General features: G+C 67.7%; 18 protein-coding genes. 3 read left to right on the forward strand and 15 right to left on the reverse strand.

What is annotated here, in order from left to right:
* Positions 1-159: 159 nt before the first annotated feature.
* Complete coding sequence (locus ACJQWM_RS07320; RefSeq protein WP_332702598.1) at positions 160-933, forward strand: NAD kinase; 774 nt, start codon at positions 160-162, stop codon at positions 931-933.
* Between the two features lie 164 nt (positions 934-1097).
* Entirely contained in the window at positions 1098-2021 is a 924-nt protein-coding gene (locus tag ACJQWM_RS07325) for a 5'-nucleotidase (protein ID WP_332702600.1), read from the forward strand.
* 14 nt (positions 2022-2035) lie between these two features.
* Here ACJQWM_RS07325 and ACJQWM_RS07330 read toward each other — a convergent pair whose 3' ends face one another.
* From ACJQWM_RS07330 to asnS, 15 genes are all read right to left on the reverse strand, one after another.
* The gene (locus ACJQWM_RS07330) at positions 2036-2596 is read right to left on the reverse strand and encodes a DUF2939 domain-containing protein (protein WP_332702602.1); all 561 of its coding nucleotides are present in this window, start codon (positions 2594-2596) and stop codon (positions 2036-2038) included.
* A gap of 156 nt (positions 2597-2752) precedes the next feature.
* Positions 2753-3439, reverse strand: a complete 687-nt coding sequence (locus ACJQWM_RS07335; protein ID WP_332702604.1) for a DUF2461 domain-containing protein — start codon at positions 3437-3439, stop codon at positions 2753-2755.
* 226 nt (positions 3440-3665) lie between these two features.
* A complete protein-coding gene (gene sbcB, locus ACJQWM_RS07340) occupies positions 3666-5114 on the reverse strand; it encodes an exodeoxyribonuclease I (protein ID WP_332702606.1) in 1449 nt (482 codons plus the stop codon).
* A 102-nt stretch (positions 5115-5216) separates the two neighbouring features.
* Complete coding sequence (locus ACJQWM_RS07345; protein ID WP_332702608.1) at positions 5217-6596, reverse strand: FAD-dependent oxidoreductase; 1380 nt, start codon at positions 6594-6596, stop codon at positions 5217-5219.
* 135 nt (positions 6597-6731) lie between these two features.
* The gene (gene kynU / locus ACJQWM_RS07350) at positions 6732-8009 is read right to left on the reverse strand and encodes a kynureninase (RefSeq protein ID WP_332702611.1); all 1278 of its coding nucleotides are present in this window, start codon (positions 8007-8009) and stop codon (positions 6732-6734) included.
* A gap of 76 nt (positions 8010-8085) precedes the next feature.
* Positions 8086-9096 carry an amidohydrolase family protein gene (locus tag ACJQWM_RS07355; RefSeq protein WP_332702613.1) on the reverse strand — a complete coding sequence of 337 codons (1011 nt, stop codon included), beginning with the start codon at positions 9094-9096 and terminating at the stop codon, positions 8086-8088.
* 166 nt (positions 9097-9262) lie between these two features.
* Positions 9263-9796, reverse strand: coding sequence for a 3-hydroxyanthranilate 3,4-dioxygenase (locus tag ACJQWM_RS07360; RefSeq protein WP_332702615.1), 534 nt, complete (start codon positions 9794-9796; stop codon positions 9263-9265).
* A 104-nt stretch (positions 9797-9900) separates the two neighbouring features.
* Positions 9901-10326, reverse strand: coding sequence for a RidA family protein (locus ACJQWM_RS07365; RefSeq protein WP_332702617.1), 426 nt, complete (start codon positions 10324-10326; stop codon positions 9901-9903).
* 45 nt (positions 10327-10371) lie between these two features.
* Entirely contained in the window at positions 10372-11034 is a 663-nt protein-coding gene (can, locus tag ACJQWM_RS07370) for a carbonate dehydratase (RefSeq protein ID WP_332702619.1), read from the reverse strand.
* 7 nt (positions 11035-11041) lie between these two features.
* The gene (locus tag ACJQWM_RS07375; protein WP_332702621.1) at positions 11042-11281 is read right to left on the reverse strand and encodes a hypothetical protein; all 240 of its coding nucleotides are present in this window, start codon (positions 11279-11281) and stop codon (positions 11042-11044) included.
* Positions 11282-12709 carry an aldehyde dehydrogenase gene (locus ACJQWM_RS07380; RefSeq protein WP_332702623.1) on the reverse strand — a complete coding sequence of 476 codons (1428 nt, stop codon included), beginning with the start codon at positions 12707-12709 and terminating at the stop codon, positions 11282-11284.
* A gap of 121 nt (positions 12710-12830) precedes the next feature.
* A complete protein-coding gene (locus ACJQWM_RS07385; RefSeq protein WP_332702625.1) occupies positions 12831-13616 on the reverse strand; it encodes an SDR family oxidoreductase in 786 nt (261 codons plus the stop codon).
* Positions 13617-13677: 61 nt separating this feature from the next.
* Positions 13678-13986, reverse strand: coding sequence for a hypothetical protein (locus tag ACJQWM_RS07390; RefSeq protein WP_332702627.1), 309 nt, complete (start codon positions 13984-13986; stop codon positions 13678-13680).
* Positions 13983-14288: a hypothetical protein gene (locus tag ACJQWM_RS07395; RefSeq protein ID WP_332702629.1), complete on the reverse strand. Its 306-nt coding sequence runs from the start codon at positions 14286-14288 to the stop codon at positions 13983-13985. Before ACJQWM_RS07395 ends, ACJQWM_RS07390 begins: the two co-directional genes overlap by 4 nt.
* Positions 14289-14382: 94 nt before the next feature.
* Positions 14383-15783, reverse strand: a complete 1401-nt coding sequence (gene asnS, locus ACJQWM_RS07400) for an asparagine--tRNA ligase (RefSeq protein ID WP_332702631.1) — start codon at positions 15781-15783, stop codon at positions 14383-14385.
* A 193-nt stretch (positions 15784-15976) separates the two neighbouring features.
* On the opposite strand from asnS, the gene ACJQWM_RS07405 reads away from it, so the two are divergent.
* Positions 15977-16315, forward strand: coding sequence for a HesB/IscA family protein (locus ACJQWM_RS07405; RefSeq protein WP_332702633.1), 339 nt, complete (start codon positions 15977-15979; stop codon positions 16313-16315).
* The last annotated feature ends 76 nt before the right edge of the window (positions 16316-16391 follow it).

Raw genomic sequence — 16391 nt, forward strand, 5'->3', positions numbered from 1 at the left:
CCCGCCGCCCGTTTTTGTAGGAGCGCCCCATGGGCGCGAGCCCTTCGGGCGGATGCGGCTCGAACCGGAGGCGACGGTCGCGCCCATGGGGCGCTCCTACAGAAGGTCACGTCTTGACCGTGTCGCGTTATCCTGCCGTCCATGCCTCCGGAGCCGCCGATGACCGCGCCCCCCCGCATTGCCTTCGTAGCCAGCCCTGCCGATGACGCACAGGACGCGCTCGCGCAACTGGTCGGCGCCCACGGCCAGCATGAGCCGGGCGAGGCCGACGTGCTGGTCGCGCTCGGTGGCGACGGCTTCATGCTGCAGACGCTGCACCGCCACGGCAGCCTCGGCAAGCCGGTGTACGGGATGAAGCTCGGCACCGTCGGCTTCCTGATGAACCACCAGCGCTGCGAGGGCCTGATCGAGCGCCTCCACGCGGCCGAGCCGGCGGTGCTGCGGCCGCTGGAGATGGTCGCGCAGACCGAGTCGGGCGCCACCGTCGGCTCACTGGCCTACAACGAGGTATCGCTGCTGCGCCAGACCCGCCAGGCCGCGCACCTGTCGATCGACCTCAACGGCCAGACCCGGCTAGAGGAACTGATCTGCGACGGCGTGCTGGTCGCGACTCCGGCCGGCAGCACCGCCTACAACTTTTCCGCGCACGGGCCGATCCTGCCGCTGGGCGGCAACGTCATGGCGCTGACCCCGATTGCCGCCTTCCGGCCCAGGCGCTGGCGCGGCGCGGTGCTCAAGGCCGACACCGAGGTGGGTTTCCGGGTGCTCGACCCCTACAAGCGTCCGGTCAGCGCGACGGCCGACTCGCACGAGGTCCGCGACGTGGTCGAGGTGAAGATCCGCGAGTCGCACGACCGCACCGTGACGCTGCTGTTCGACCCCGAGCACAACCTCGAGGAGCGCATGCTGGCTGAGCAGTTCACCAGCGGCTGAGGGCCGGCGTTGCGCCGTTCTGTAGGAGCGAGGTAAGTCGCGAGCTTCTGCTTCGGAAGTGACGTTCAGGTCGGACGAGAAGCTCGCGACTCACGTCGCCCCTACGGGTAAGTTCCAGGTCGACCGTCGCAGCGCATGCGACGCCGTGAAGGCACAATGCACGCATGCCAGACGCCGCCGCCAATCCGCTGATCGTTGCGATCTCCTCGCGCACCCTGTTCGATCTGGAAGACAGCCACACGGTGTTCGAGGCGGAGGGGATCAACGCCTATGCCGCGTTCCAGCGCAGCCATGAGGACGATCTGCTGGCGCCGGGCATCGCGTTCCCGCTGGTGCGCAAGCTGCTCGGGCTCAATGACGGCTCACCGCCGGAGGCGCCGCACGTCGAGGTGATCCTGATCTCGCGCAACTCGGCTGATTCCGGGCTGCGCATCTTCAATTCGATCGCCCACCACGGCTTGTCGATCAAGCGCGCCGCCTTCAGCAACGGCGCGCCGCCGTTCCCGTACATCCGCCCGTTCGGCGCCGACCTGTTCCTGTCGGCCAATGCCGAGGACGTGACCGCCGCGCTCGCGGCGGGGGTCGCGGCGGCGACGCTGCTCCCGGGGACAAACTCCTCAAAGCCGGCGCCGCAGCACCGCCACGACCAGTTGCGTATCGCGTTCGATGGCGATGCGGTGATCTTTGGCGACGAGGGCGAGCGGGTCTCGCGCGAAGGTGGGCTCGCGGCGTTCGCCGAGTACGAACGCAGCCGTGCGGGGGAGCCGCTGTCGGGCGGCCCGTTCCGCGGCTTCCTCGATGCGCTGCACCGCCTGCAGGCCGCGCTGCCGACCGGGCTGGATTCGCCGATCCGCACCGCGCTGGTGACCGCACGTTCGGTCCCGGCGCACGAGCGGGTCATCCGCACGCTGCGCGAGTGGGGCATCCGCCTCGACGAGGCTCTGTTCCTGGGCGGCCGGCCCAAGGGGCCGTTCCTGGAAGCCTTCGGCGCGGACATCTTCTTCGATGATTCCCAGCACAATATCGAGTCGGCGCGCGGCCTGGTCGCCGCCGGTCATGTACCGCATGGTGTGGCCAACCGGCGTTGATCGTGCGGGCGCCGTCAACGGCTGAGCTCGGCACTCCCCAAGGGCAAGCGGATGTCGCTGAGTTTCCAGCGCAGCCCCCGGCGGGTGAGCACCAGCACCACTGGTGCGCCGTCCTCGTTGGTTACGGTCGCGGTGAAGCGTGCGGGCGATTCGAAGCCGTACCGGGCGTCTGCCAGCGGGTCGCGTGGTGGTGCGTGCGCGTATGAGTCGTCGATCCGGATGCCGTCGCCACGTACCCGATGAAGAACGCTGCGGCCTTCCAGGATCGCGCCAATGCCGGCCGGCGTCGCCATGGCATCGACCGCGCCGCCGGCCATGCCGCTGGCGATCCGCACCGCGAACGCGCCGAACGGATGCGACTGCATGTCGGGCCCGGCGCGCCTGACCAGGTAGTCATCGATCTGGACCCGGAGGCTGGCGCGCACCGCCGGAAAGTCCACGTGTTTGGCCAGGGCCGCGGTGTCGTGGCTGCGGAGCGCATCACGGATCGCGTTGACCGTCAGGAACGGCCCCGCGGCGACATAGCCGAGCAGCAGCAGGGCGGTGAGCGCGAGCAGGGCGATCCATTTCTTCATTGCAGTGGTCCGGTCGATGGAAGGTCGAGCTTACGCCACGGCAGAATCCAGCTCTCGTAGGCTGGGCTGCCAAGCCCAGCTCTTCCCGGATGCCCGCGTGCTTCGACGCCAGAACGCTGGGCTTGTCAGCCCAGCCTATCTCGACATCGTTTCCACCTAGAACTCCAGATCAAGCGCAGCGCACAGATAGTCGACCAATGGCGCCAGCGCAACAAGATCGGTTTGCAGGGTGCTCAGCAGGCGCGGCCCGGTCATGGTGGCGTCGTCGAGTGCGCGCAGCGCAACAAAGTTCTTGCGCTTGAGATCGCTGGCAAATTCGAAGTCGTCCGGGAACCCGCGTGGCATGCGCGTCAGCATCTCGCTGTCGTCGAGATCGAAACGTTTTCGGAACGTGCTCGCATGCGCGGCGGCTTGCCAGCTGCCGGGGTTGTCCAGGATGAACTTGCGCAACCGGCGTAGCGTCGCGGAGTCGGGATGCCACAGCCCCGCGCCGACAAAGCACTTGCCCGCCTGCAAGTGCAGATAAAAGGAAGGGGCTGGGACTTGGCGCCCGCGCGCGTGGAACAGGCGCGCCCCCTGCCATGACTTGTAAGGCGATTTGTCGTTGGCGAAGCGGGTATCGCGCTGGATGCGGAACAACGATCCGCCGACCGTCTTCGGCTCGGATCGGTAGTGCGGGCTCACTCCGGCCAGCACCGGCTGCAGGTCGCCCAGCAGGCGCTGGAATGGCGCCCGCACGTGCGCCTCGTAGTCTGGCTTGTGCGCGTGGAACCACTCGCGATGGTTGTTGCGCGCCAAGCCGCGCAGGAACTTGAAGCTGGCGGGAGTGAAGTAGATGGCCAAAGCACGGGCGCCGGATTTGCAAGCAGCCTGCAGGGTGGCACAAAGCACCGGCCCGATTCGACCGTAGGAACGGCTTTTGCCGCGATTGCGAGTGCCGGCGCACCGACCAGATCGCGGCTGAAGCCGCTCCTACAAACGGCCGGGTCGAGCCGTAGGGTGGGCACGCTCTCTGTGCCCACCGTCGTGGCCCGGTGCTGCGATGGTGGGCACCAAAGGCGTGCCCACCCTACGGCGGCGACAGTTCGCGTTCCAGCTCCAGTCGCCAGTCTTGCAACCGGTCCAGTAGCGCGAGCGCCGAAGCACTTCCGGACCGTTGCGCGCGCAGCAGCGCAAGTTCGACATCGAAGCTATCGAAGCTGTACTCCGACAATACGCCAGGCTCCTGCAGTCGGCGTCGGCGGTAGTCGTCCCAGCGCGTGCGCTCGTCGGTCGACAGCGTCTCCGGCCAGTTGCGTGCGCGGTAGCGGAACAGCAGCTCCGGCATGCGCGGGTCGCGGAAACCGAACGCGCGCTGCCCCAGTGCTTCGGGCGGCGTGCCGCGCACCTGGCGGAACAGGCGCTTGTCGCCGTCGGCTATGAAGCCATCGTAGAGCGCGGCATCGACGTCCGACGGCAGGCGTTCGCGTTCGCCGGCAAACACCCGTCGCACTTTTTCGACCAGTGCCGGCCCGGCTTCACGAATGCGTGCCGCGCGCAGCTCGGCCTCGGCCTGATCGATGCAGAGCCGCGCGAAGTCGGTCTCGCGCAGGTGCGACCAGGAGACCAGCGCCGGACAGCGGTTGAGGTGCACTTCCTTGAGCGCGATGCGGCTTTCACCCTCCGGCAGATCGGCGGCCGGGATGTACAGGCGCTCGGCGATCTGATCGGCGTCCAGCGCGATCAGGCGATCCGGCTCCTGGGTCAGGTCGAACACGATCACCCGGCTGTCGATGCGCGGGTTGCGCGCCAGCGGCAGGATCGGCGCGGCGCACATGCGGCTGGCCGGGAATCGCTGCGAGACGTGAAGCGCCGGCGTCATTGCGATCGTGTCGAGCAGGGTGGCGCAATGGCGCTTGTCGCGCAGCCGCAGCGAGTAGCCCCACAGCTTCGGCTGGGCCGCCTTGAACTTCCGGGCCAGGCCGATCAGCGCGCGCACGTCCGACAATGCCTCGTGCGCATCGCCTTGGCGTACGCCGTTGGCCTCGGCCAGGTGCTCGAGCTTGAACGAGGTGGCGCCGTCCTCGCGTTTGGGCCAGACCAGTCCCTCGGGGCGCAGGGCGTGGGCCAGGCGCAGCACGTCGAGCAGGTCCCAGCGGCAGTTGCCGCCGCGCCATTCGCGCTCGTAGGCATCGAAGAAGTTGCGGAACAGGCCGTGGCGGATGAACTCGTCGTCGAAACGCAGCGAGTTGTAGCCGAGGCTGCAGGTCTCCGGGCGCGACATTTCCTCGAAGATCAGGGCGAACGCATCGGCTTCGGTCATGCCATCGCGAAGCGCCTGCTGCGGGGCGATGCCGGTGATCAGGGTGGCGACCGGCGAGGGCAGCAGGTCGCCCGCGGGTTTGACGAAGATGCTGATCGGCTTGCCGATCTCGTTGAGTTCGGCGTCGGTGCGGATCGCGGCAAATTGTGCGATGCGCGTCCGGCGCGGGTCGGCGCCGAAGGTTTCCAGGTCGTAGAACAGAAAGCTGGCGGGCATACGTCCATCTTCGCATTGATGCGCTGTAGGAGCGGCTTCAGCCGCGAAGAGGATCGTGAGCCGGCGTCGGTGGCCGCCATCTCTTCGCGGCTGAAGCCGCTCCTACAGCGGCGAGGCAGTTCCGGCGGGCAGGCGCGGCAATCGCTTTGCCACGATCGCATCGACCGCATCCCAATCCAGCGTCTCCAGGTTGTCATGACCGCGGGTCAGCTCGACCAGCAGCTCGCGCTGGACGTTGCCGCGCTGCAGCGCGAGTGCATAAGGCAGGCGCTGGAAGGTGACCATCGCGTAGCGCGGCACGAACCGCTCCGGGTGCCGTTCGGCCAGCTGCCGCTCCAGCGCCCGCTGCAGAAGGTAGTCGTCGTCATCGACGCGATCGCGCATCTCAAGATAGTTCTCCAGCGCCATGGCCTGGATCGCCCGCGCATTGGGCAGTCGCTCGGCCTGGAATCCGGAAAATGCGGAGGCACGGTCATCCGTGGCATCCAGGTGCTCGGCCAGGGCGACGCAGTCCTCGAACGCGCAGTTCATGCCCTGGCCGTGGAACGGCACCATCGCGTGGGCGGCGTCGCCCAGCAGCACCGCGCGTTGATCCAGGTGCCAGCGATCCAGGTACAGCGTGCCCAGCAGGCCGGTCGGATTGCGTTCGAAGTCGCGCTCCAGCTGCGGTATCAGCGGCAGCGCATCGCTGAAGTCGCTGGCGAACAGCGCGCGTGCGTCCGCGCCGGTGCGGACGGTCTGGAAGCTCGGGTCGCCTTCGTTTGGTAGAAACAGCGTCACGGTGAACGTGCGCCCGTCGTTGGGCAACGCGATGCACATGTAGCGGCCGCGCGGCCAGATGTGCAGCGCGTTGGGCTCGATGCTGAAGCCGCCATCGGCGGTCGGCGGGATCTCCAGCTCCTTGTAGGAGTGCCCGAGGAACTCGGTGCGCTCGCCGAGTTCACAGCGTGCCTTCATCGCACCCCGCAGCGACGATCCCGCGCCGTCGGCACCCACCAGGCTCTCGAAGTCGATGACGTGGCTGCTGCCATCGCGGTCATCGGCCAGGCATGCGGTCCGCGCATCGAAATCGACCGATGCCAGAGCGCGGTTGAAGTGCAGCCTCGCCCCGGCGCGCTCGGCGATGTCGAGCAACACCACGTTGAGCTGGCCGCGGTGGACCGACCAGATCACTTCGCTGTCGTCGCGGCCGTAACGTTGCAGGGCGGTCCGGCCATCGGCGAAGTGGACCATGCGGCCGCGCATCATCACCGCCTGCGCCATCACCGCATCGTCGGCGCCGGCCAGCCGCAATGCATGCAGGCCGCGCTCGGCCAGGGCCAGATTGATCGAACGGCCGCCTTCGTAGCCCTTCAGGCGCGGATCGCCGCGCTTCTCGTAGACATCGACCCGCCAACCGTACCGCGCCAGCAGGGTCGCGAGCAGGGCGCCCGCGAGACCGGCGCCAATAAGGGTGATGTGTCGGTTCTGATTGGACTTCAAGGTGCTCCCTTTATGCTGTCATTCCCGCGCAGGCGGGACTCCTTGCCGAAGACCTATCCGATGATCGCGGACCAGAGATCCTGCCACCAAGGATTGCTTGCCTGAATCAGCCGACGCTTCCAGGCGCGGACGGCTTCAAGAGCTGGCTGTCTGCCACTGTTCCACTACCCGCGCAAACCGCAACACATCGGCATGCGTGTTGTAGAGCGGGGTCGGAGAGATGCGGATCACGTCGGGCTCTCGCCAGTCGCCGAGCACGCCGTTCGCCGCCAGATAGTCGAACAACGCGCGCCCCCGTTCATGGCCGCCGACCACGCGCAGCGAGAGCTGGCAGCCGCGCCTCTCCGGCCCGGCCGGCGTCACGATCTGCAGGGTGTCCAGCAGGCGCGCACGGATCAGCGCTTCCAGGTATCCGGTCAGTCGGCGCGATTTGTCGCGCAGGGCCCGCATGCCGACACGGTCGAACAGCTCGAGCGAGGCGCGCAGCGGCGCCAGCCCGAGGATCGGCGGATTGCTGAGCTGCCAGCCTTCCGCGCCGGGTGTCGGCACGAACTCCGGTGCCATGCGGAAGCGGGTCGAGGCCTCATGGCCCCACCAGCCGGCGAGGCGCGGCCGCTCGGTCTGCGCGTGGCGCTCATGGATGAAGCAGCCGGCGACCGCGCCCGGCCCGCTGTTGAGATACTTGTAGTGGCACCACACTGCGAAATCGGCGTTGCTGTCGTGCAGCGCCAGCTCGAGGTTGCCGACTGCGTGCGCCAGGTCGAAGCCGCACACCGCGCCCTGGGCGTGGGTCAGCCGGACGATTTCGGCGATATCGAACGCCTGGCCGCTGCGGTACTGAACGCCCGGCCATAACACCAGCGCCAGGCGCGGGCCGTGTTCGGCGATGGCGCCTGCAATCGCGGCCATCGAGAACGTGCCCTCGGGCTCGTCGGGTTGCAGTTCGATCAGCTCGCTGGCCGGATCGAAGCCGTGGTGGGTGAGCTGCGACGCGACCGCGTGGCGGTCGGATGGAAATGCGCCGGCCTCGATCAGGATCGCCGGGCGCTCGCGAGTGGGCCGGTAGAAGCTGGCCATCATGAAATGCAGGTTGGCGGTCAACGAGTTCATCGCCACCACTTCCGAGGGCCTCGCGCCGACCACGCGCGCCAGGGGCTCGCGCATCAGCTCGTGGTAGGTCATCCACTGCGCCGGCCCGGTGAAGTGGCCCTCGACCGCAGCGCTCGCCCAGCTGTCGAGCACCTGCTCGACATGGGCACGCGCACCGCGCGGCTGCAGGCCGAGCGAGTTGCCGACGAAGTAGGCCTGCTCGGCATCGCCGTGGCGGGGGATATGGAATTGGTCGCGCAGCGTCGGCAACGGATCATTGGCGTCGAGCGCGCGGGCGTGGTCTTGGGAGAAAAGATCGGTCACGGTGCAGCGGTTTCCTGTAGGAGCGCCCCATGGGCGCGATTGTCTGCTTCGGGTGTTCGCGCAGGTCGGGGCGCCGCTAGGCGAACCGCGACTTCGGCAAACCGAGCCACTCCAGCGCGGTGCCATGGTAGAGCCGAGCTTGCTCGGCTTCGTTCAGATCGAGCGAAGCGATGCCTGCGCCCGGCGCCTGTTCGCCCAGCGGGAACGGATAGTCGGTACCCAGCATCACCCGCGACACGCCGCAGGTGTCGAGCAGGTATCGCAGCGCACGATCATCGGCGACCCACGAGTCGAAATACATGCGCTCCAGGTACTCACGCGGGTTGCGTGGATTGTCGGTGGCGACCAGGTCCGGGCGCATGTTGAAGCCGTGTTCGATGCGGCCGATCGTGTAGGGAAAACTGCCACCGCCATGCGCCATGCAGATCTTCAGCTTCGGCAGGCGCTCCAGCACGCCGCCGAACACCAGGCTGCAGGCCGCGCGCGACTGCTCGGCCGGCATGCCGACCAGCCAGGGCAGCCAGTACTTGGGCATCGATGCGGTGCCCATCATGTCCCAGGGATGCACCAGGATGGCCGCGCCGAGTTCGCTGGCGGCCTGGAAGAACTCGAACAGCTCCGGCGCGTCCAGGTTCCAGTCGTTGACGTGGCTGCCGATCTGCACGCCCTGCAGCCCGAGCTGGTCCATGCAGCGCTCCAGTTCCTGCACCGCCAGGCGCGGCGACTGCAGCGGCACGGTGCCAATGCCGGCGTAGTGCCGCGGATGGGCGTTGCAGGCGTCGGCCATGTGGTCGTTGAGCGCCTGGTGCAGCTCCAGCGCGTGGTGCGGTTTCGCCCAATAGCTGAACATCACCGGCACCGTGCTCAGCACCTGCACCTGCACCCCAAAACGCGCGTAGTCCTCCATGCGCTCGGTCGCATCCCAGGTCTTGGACCAGATCTCGCGGAAGAACTTGCCATCCTTGTAGATGCGGTGGCGGCCGTCGTCGGTGTGATGGATCACCGGGAAACGCGCATCGCCGTACTTGCGCGCCAGATCAGGCCAGTCGCGCGGCAGGTAATGGGCGTGGATGTCGATTTTCAGCATGGGTGGGTGGTGCTCAAAAGGCTGTTTTGACGCGGATCAACGCGGATGGACACGGATGAAAGCGGTTCGAACGGATACGACGGGTGCCGCGGTGTCACCGCCCCAGTTTCTATCATCCTTATCTGCTTATCCGCGTTTCATCCGCGTCGATCCGCGTCAGAAGCTCTTAGGCATCCGGCGCGTCGTACTTGTCAGGCGCCGGATTCAGATGCCCGCAATTGCCACAGGTGCGGTGCTCGCGCGAGGAGTAGAAACGCTCGAACACCGGCGGGAAGTCCCGTTCGATGTCGTGCAGATGGAAGAACTCCTCGTACAGCTTGGTGTTGCAGCGCTCGCAGAACCACATCAGGCCGTCGTCCTCGTGCGCCAGGCGCTTGCGCTCGATCACCAGGCCGACCGAGTCTGGCATTCGTTGCGGAGAATGCGGGACGCGTGGCGGCAGCAGGAAGGTCTCGCCGGCGCGGATCGGGATGTCACGTACGCGGCCGTCCTCCTGGATACGCAGCACCATCTCGCCTTCCAACTGGTAGAACCACTCCGGGCCCTCGTCGACGTGGTAGTCGGTGCGCTGGTTGGGGCCGCCGACCGCCATCACGATGAAGTCGCCGTCGAACATGCATTTGTTGCCGACCGGCGGCTTCAGCAGGTGCCGGTTTTCGTCGATCCAGGCTTGCAGGTTGAACGCCGCGGGAAGAGACATGTTGGTTTCTCGTCGTTGCTTTCGTAGGAGCGGCTTCAGCCGCGGTGGACATTCCGGGGCCGATGATCGCGGCTGAAGCCGCTCCTACAGGGGCGCATCCGATTTCAGTCCTTCAGTCGGGCGATGCACTTGAGTTCGATCGCGATCGGGGTCGGCAGTGCGCTGATGCCGAGCGTGGTGCGGCACGGGGCGGCGCCGGCGTCGGGAAAATACTCGGCCCAGATCGCGTTGTAGGCCTTGAAGTCGCGCGCCATGTCGGTGAGGTAGACGGTCACGTCGGCCAGGTCGTCCCAGCGCGCGCCACTGGCTTCCAGTACCGCGCGTACGTTGGCGAATACGGCGCGGGTCTGGGCTTCGATGTCGTAGTCGACCAGGCGACCTTCGGCATCGTGCACGTTGCCGGCGATGGCGTTGCTGGCCGGGTCGCGCGGGCCGATACCGGACAGGAACAGCAGTCCGCCGACCCGGCGCGCGTGCGGGTACAGGCCGACTGGCGCGGGTGCGCCGGAGGCGTGGATCGCGTCAGCCATCGTGCGGCTCCAGGGTGGTGCCCATCTTGCAGCGGTGCTCCATGGTCATCGGTCTTCGCGATCGGTCTGGATGCGCGCCAGCGCGTCGGCGTAGGTATCCGGCAGCCGGTCGGGCGCATCGATGTCGATCCCCAGGTCATGCACGCGGCCATCGCGCAGGGTGTACACCCAGCCGTGCACCGACACCGGCTGGCCGCGGCTCCACGCGTCGCGCACGACCGTGGTGTGGCAGACATTCACCACCTGCTCGAGTACGTTCAACTCGCACAGGCGGTCGTGGCGGATCTCCTCGTCGGCGAAGGCGCGTAGGGCCGGCGCGTGCTTTTCGGCGACGTCGGTCACGTGGCGGATCCAGTTGTCCGCCAAGCCCACCCGCTTGCGGTGCAGCGCCGCGTGCACGCCGCCGCAGCCGTAGTGGCCGACCACCAGGATGTGCTCGACCTTCAAGACGTCGATCGCGAACTGGATGACCGAAAGGCAGTTCAGATCGGTATGGACCACGACGTTGGCGATGTTGCGGTGGACGAACACCTCGCCCGGCGCCACGTCGATGATCTGGTTGGCCGGCACCCGCGAATCGGAGCAGCCGATCCACAGGAACTTCGGGGCCTGCTGGCGGGACAGGCGCTCGAAGAAGCCCGGATCTTCCGCGTTGACGCGGTCGGCCCATTCGCGGTTCTTGCGCAGCAGTTCGGACAGGGAGTTCATCAGCGGCTTACTCCTGCGGACTTTCGAAAGACATGCGGCGAACAAACCACCGGCTGACGCCGCCGACCCAGGCCAGCATCAGTCCGGACAAGACCCAGGGGGCGAGCGCGGCGGCGAACAGCCGCGCGACCGGCCACTGCATGCCCAGCAACCACACACCGACTGCCACGGCCGCAGCCAGCAACGCGATGGCGTAGCCGACCGTGCGCAGGACGCCCAGCAGATCGATAACCGAGGTCTTTTTCATTCAGGACTCCAGATGGATGCCGATATTGGTGGCATCGGTGAAGAACCGCATCGCTTCGAAGCCGCCCTCGCGGCCCAGGCCCGAGGCGCCGCTGCCGCCGAACGGCGTGCGCAGATCGCGCTGCAGCCAGGTGTTGATCCAGACCATGCCCACGCGCAGCTCGGCGCCGAAGCGGTGCGCGCGGTTGAGGTCGCAGGTCCACACCGAGGCGGCCAGGCCATAGTCGCCGGTATTGGCCAGCGCTAGCGCATGATCGTCGTCGTCGAACGGCTGCAGCGTCACCACCGGCCCGAAGATTTCCTCGCGGTTGCTCGCGCAGTCGGGGCCGAGGTTCTCGATCACCGTAGGGGCGACGAACCAGCCGGGACGGTCCAGTGCGGTGCCGCCACACAGCACCTTGCCGCCTTCCTCGCGGGCACGGGCGAGGGCAGCCAGCACCTTGTCGAACTGCGCCTGCGAGACCAGCGGGCCGAGCTGGTTATCCTCGTCGATCGGGTCGCCGACGCGCAGCGTGAGCGCGTGTTCGACCAGCGCATCGCGGAACTCGATGTAGATGCGGCGCTCGACCAGCAGTCGCGAGCCGCACAGGCAGATCTGGCCGGAGTTCTGGAACGCCGAGCGCACGATGGTGTCCAGGTGCGCGCGCCAGTCGCTGTCGGCGAACACCAGCGTCGGGTTCTTGCCACCGAGTTCCAGCGAAACCTTCTTCAGCAACGGACCGGCCAGACCGGCAATGCGACGGCCGACCGCGGTGCTGCCGGTGAACGACACCGCCCGCACCTTCGGGTGCGTCACCAGCGGCTCGCCGACCTCCGGGCCCAGCCCGTTGACGACGTTGAGCACGCCTTTGGGAAACCCGATCTCCGCGGCAAGTTCGCCAAGCATGGTCGCGGTGACCGGGGTGACTTCCGAGGGCTTGGCCACCACGGTGTTGCCGGCCGCGAGTGCCGGCGCGATCTTCCAGGTGAACAGGTACAGCGGCAGGTTCCACGGCGAGATCGTGGCGACCACGCCGAGCGGCCGGCGCAGGGTGTAGTTCAGCCCGGCCTGGCCGTGGTGCGACTCGCTGGCGAACTGGGTGGCGGCGTGGGCGAAGAAGCGCAGGTTGGCGATCGCACGCGGGATCTCGGCCTCGCGAGCGAGTTTCATCGGTTTGCCAGCATCGCGCGACTCGGCGTGGGCAAAGGACTCCAGCCGCGCCTCGAGCGCGTCGGCGAGCTTTTCCAGCCAGCGCGCGCGCTCGCTGTTGGGCAGGCCCGACCAGGCCGGGAATGCGCGCTCGGCCGCCTCGATCGCGTCCTCGACCACGGTCGCGTCGCCCGCGGCCACTTCGGCATAGCGACGACCGCTGGCCGGGTCGAACACCTCCAGCCAGCGGCCGTCGGCGGGGTCGCGAGGGTTGCCGTCTATCCAGTGTGCCAGGCGCATTTCGCAAGCTTAACGCGGGCGCGGGACGAACTGTAGGAGCGGCTTCAGCCGCGATCGGAGAGTGACGCGGCAATGATCATTGCGGATCGCGGCTGAAGCCGCTCCTACAGTTGGCGAAGCGTCAGATCGACTGCATCCGCCCACCATCGACCGCCAGGCTGACGCCGTTGATGTAGGCGGCCGCCGGCGAGCACAGGAACGCGATGGCCGCGGCGGTCTCCTCGGGCCGGGCGAAGCGTGCGGCCGGCACGGTGCTGCGCATGCCGTCGGCGACCGCCTGCTCGGACTGGCCGCTGGCGCGGGCGCGGTCGCCGACGATCTGCGCGATGCGCCCGGTCTCGGTGAATCCCGGCAGCACGTTGTTGACCGTGATGCCTTGCGCGGCGAGTTCGCGCGAGAGGGTCTTGGCCCAGCCCGCCACGGCGCCGCGCGTGGTGTTGGACACGCCCAGGCCGGCGATCGGCTCTTTCACCGAGGTCGAGACCACATTGACGATGCGGCCCCAGTTCGCCTGCTGCATGCCCGGCAGCACCGACTGCACCAGCGCGTGGCTGGCGAGCAGGTGTTTGCCGAAGGCATCCAGGAATGCGGCGGCGGCCGCGCTGCTGACCGGTCCGCCGGGCGGGCCGCCGGTGTTGTTGACCAGGATGTGCACCGGGTGCCCGCTCGCAAGCGACTCGACCTGGCTGCGCAGCGCCCCGGTGTCGCCCATGTCCGCGGCGATCCAGTCGTGCCGCTGGCGATCGGTGCACGGCAAGGCCGCCACCACCGCCTTGAGTGCCTCGGGCCGGCGGGCCAGGACGGTGACATCGGCGCCGAGCAGGGCGAGTTCATGGGCGGCGGCGCGGCCGATGCCTTCGGAGGCGCCGCACACCAGCGCATGCTTGCCGGTCAGGTCCAGGTCCATGTGTTGTCTCCCGAGTGTTGGATTGGGGCGCGGGCGGGAACGTCGGTTCAGCCCCGGCGCGTCAGTGCCGCGGTTGCGGCAGCTTCTGCATCATCAGTGGGCGCAGCGCGTCGTCGTTGTCGCCCTGCGGCGGCGCCAGTTCCTCCAGCGCCAGTCCGCGATCCTGCGCATCGTGCTCGTCGAGCCCATCGAGCGCCACGAACTCGGCGTCCATCAGCGCGGCGCGGGCGCTGTCCTCGCTGTCGTAGGGCAGGATGTTGCCGTCGCTGTCGAACACCTCGGCAGTGCCGGCCTGGAGTACGCGCAGGCGGGCCCAGACCACGGTGCGACCGAGCGTCGCCAGCCACCATTCGTCGCATCGTTCATTCATGACAGCACCGTCGAAAGCAGCCACAGGATGCCGGCCCCGATCAGGCCGGCGATGATCGTCATTAGCGCGAGCCGCGCCGGCGTCGCCAGGCCGCTGAGGTTGCGGTCGCCGGTACGTCGGTAGCCGCCGCGCAGCAGCCACAGCAGGGCCACGGGATTGAGGAAGGCGCCGACGCCGAGTTCGGCCAGCACCGCCGGATGGCAATCGCGGATATGCACCAGTGCCAGCGGCCAGAAGATCACGAACGCGGTCGCGCCGGCGATGGCGAGCGACAGGCTGACAAGGGCGAAGAACAGGATCATGGGGTCTCAGGCATTTTTGTCCGCAAAGGTCGCGAGAGGCGCAAAAGGAAGATCGATGCGGCAGGGCGTCCTTCGGACCACCTTGCACGCCACATCAGAACTCCGCGCTGCCCGGCGCGCGCGGGTAGGGGATCGCGTCGCGGATGTTGGACAGGCCGCAGACATACACCACCAGCCGCTCGAACCCCAGGCCGAAGCCGGAGTGCGGCACCGTGCCGTAGCGGCGGAAGTCGCGATACCAGCCGTAGTGTTCGACATCCAGGCCGAACTGCGCCATGCGCGAATCCAGCACGTCCAGGCGCTCCTCGCGCTGCGCACCGCCGATGATCTCGCCGATGCCCGGCGCCAGCACGTCCATCGCCGCGACCGTCTTGCCGTCGTCGTTCAGGCGCATGTAGAACGCCTTGATGTGCTCGGGATAGTTGTAGACCACCACCGGGCGCCCGACGTGCTGCTCGGTCAGCCAGCGCTCGTGCTCGGTCTGCAGGTCTAGGCCCCATTCGACCGGGAACTCGAACTTGTGCCCGGAGTTCTGCAGCAATCCAATCGCGTCGGTGTAGTCGATCCGCTCGAACGGCGCGTTGACGAAGCTCTCCAGCCGCGTGACCGCGTCCTTCTGCACGCGCTGCGCGATGAACGCCATGTCGTCGCCGCGCTCGTCCAGCACCGCGCGGAACAGGTACTTGAGGAAGTCCTCGGCGACCTGCGCGTTCTCCATCAGGTCGGCGAAGGCGATCTCCGGCTCGACCATCCAGAACTCGGCCAAGTGCCGGGTGGTGTTGCTGTTCTCGGCGCGGAAGGTCGGGCCGAAGGTGTAGACCTTGCTCAGCGCCAGGCAGTAACCCTCGACGTTGAGCTGGCCGGACACCGTCAGGAACGCTTCCCTGCCGAAGAAGTCGCGCGAAAAGTCGACCGCGCCGCTCTTGTCGCGCGGCAGGTTGGCCAAATCCAACGTCGAAACGCGGAACATCTGGCCGGCGCCCTCGGCGTCGCTGGTGGTCACGATCGGCGTGTTGATCCAGTAGTAGCCGTGCTCGTGGAAGAACCGGTGCACCGCCTGCGCCAGGCAGTGGCGGATACGCGTGACCGCGCCGAACAGGTTGGTCCGTGGGCGCAGATGGGCGACCTCGCGCAGGAACTCCAGCGAGTGCGCCTTGGGCTGGATCGGGTAGGTTTCCGGGTCGTCGACCCAGCCGACCACCTCCACCTTTTCGGCCTGGATCTCGTAGCCCTGGCCCTTGCCCTGCGAGGCAACCAGCGTGCCGGTGGCGATCACCGCGCAGCCGGCGGTGAGGTGTTTCACCTCGGATTCGTAGTTGGGCAGCGAATCGGGCGCGACCACCTGAATCGGCGCGAAGCAGGAGCCGTCGCTGACGTTGACGAAGCTCAGCCCCGCCTTGGAATCGCGCCGGGTGCGGACCCAGCCGCGGACCGTGACTTCGCCACCGGCGGGCATCTTGCCCGTGAGCGCGTGTTCGACGCTGACCACCGTCATGCCTTGAATCCTGGCCTGTTCGGGCCGATATGGGAGAGGTCGGAGTTTACCGGGTGAGCAGGCGCGCTTGCGAGGCATTGCCTCGCGCGTCTGCGAACGCCCGGCCACGGATGGCCGGGCAGGAGTAGCCGAAGACGGTCAGGCTGCGCCAAGGATGGCAGCGCTACAATCAACGAACATTACGGAGTCGCGCATGTCCATCTCGCTCAGTCCCGCCGCCCTTGCCCGCGTCCAGCGTTACCTGGTGGAAACGCCGGAGGCGCTGGGTCTGCGTTTCGGAGTGAGCCGGACCGGTTGCTCCGGCTGGCAGCACATCGCCGACCTGGCCCGGGACCAGCGCGAGGGCGACCACGTATTTGAGCAGGACGGCGTGCGCATCTACGTGGACGACACCAGCCTGCCGCTGGTCGACGGCACCCGGATCGACCTGGTCAAGCAGCGCCTCGGCGAGCAGTTCGTGTTCCGCAACCCGAACGCCGCCGACGAGTGCGGCTGCGGCGAGAGCTTCACCACCAGCGCCGATACGGCCTGAGCACTTTGCCGAGTCCGGCGGTCGACGCGCCGGCGGTCTCCCTGTAGGAGCGCCCCATGGGCGCGATGGCCTTACC

The organism is Novilysobacter longmucuonensis (assembly GCF_046600735.1).
Classification (GTDB): domain Bacteria; phylum Pseudomonadota; class Gammaproteobacteria; order Xanthomonadales; family Xanthomonadaceae; genus Novilysobacter_A; species Novilysobacter_A longmucuonensis.

What these genes read in the sequence shown, in the direction of transcription:
- ACJQWM_RS07320 (WP_332702598.1), top strand. Translation starts at nt 160, where the DNA reads ATGACCGCGCCCCCCCGCATTGCCTTCGTAGCCAGCCCTGCCGATGAC.
- ACJQWM_RS07325 (WP_332702600.1), top strand. Translation starts at nt 1,098, where the DNA reads ATGCCAGACGCCGCCGCCAATCCGCTGATCGTTGCGATCTCCTCGCGC.
- ACJQWM_RS07330 (WP_332702602.1), bottom strand. Translation starts at nt 2,596, where the DNA reads ATGAAGAAATGGATCGCCCTGCTCGCGCTCACCGCCCTGCTGCTGCTC.
- sbcB (WP_332702606.1), bottom strand. Translation starts at nt 5,114, where the DNA reads ATGCCCGCCAGCTTTCTGTTCTACGACCTGGAAACCTTCGGCGCCGAC.
- ACJQWM_RS07355 (WP_332702613.1), bottom strand. Translation starts at nt 9,096, where the DNA reads ATGCTGAAAATCGACATCCACGCCCATTACCTGCCGCGCGACTGGCCT.
- ACJQWM_RS07360 (WP_332702615.1), bottom strand. Translation starts at nt 9,796, where the DNA reads ATGTCTCTTCCCGCGGCGTTCAACCTGCAAGCCTGGATCGACGAAAAC.
- ACJQWM_RS07365 (WP_332702617.1), bottom strand. Translation starts at nt 10,326, where the DNA reads ATGGCTGACGCGATCCACGCCTCCGGCGCACCCGCGCCAGTCGGCCTG.
- can (WP_332702619.1), bottom strand. Translation starts at nt 11,034, where the DNA reads ATGAACTCCCTGTCCGAACTGCTGCGCAAGAACCGCGAATGGGCCGAC.
- ACJQWM_RS07375 (WP_332702621.1), bottom strand. Translation starts at nt 11,281, where the DNA reads ATGAAAAAGACCTCGGTTATCGATCTGCTGGGCGTCCTGCGCACGGTC.
- ACJQWM_RS07380 (WP_332702623.1), bottom strand. Translation starts at nt 12,709, where the DNA reads ATGCGCCTGGCACACTGGATAGACGGCAACCCTCGCGACCCCGCCGAC.
- ACJQWM_RS07385 (WP_332702625.1), bottom strand. Translation starts at nt 13,616, where the DNA reads ATGGACCTGGACCTGACCGGCAAGCATGCGCTGGTGTGCGGCGCCTCC.
- ACJQWM_RS07390 (WP_332702627.1), bottom strand. Translation starts at nt 13,986, where the DNA reads ATGAATGAACGATGCGACGAATGGTGGCTGGCGACGCTCGGTCGCACC.
- ACJQWM_RS07395 (WP_332702629.1), bottom strand. Translation starts at nt 14,288, where the DNA reads ATGATCCTGTTCTTCGCCCTTGTCAGCCTGTCGCTCGCCATCGCCGGC.
- asnS (WP_332702631.1), bottom strand. Translation starts at nt 15,783, where the DNA reads ATGACGGTGGTCAGCGTCGAACACGCGCTCACGGGCAAGATGCCCGCC.
- ACJQWM_RS07405 (WP_332702633.1), top strand. Translation starts at nt 15,977, where the DNA reads ATGTCCATCTCGCTCAGTCCCGCCGCCCTTGCCCGCGTCCAGCGTTAC.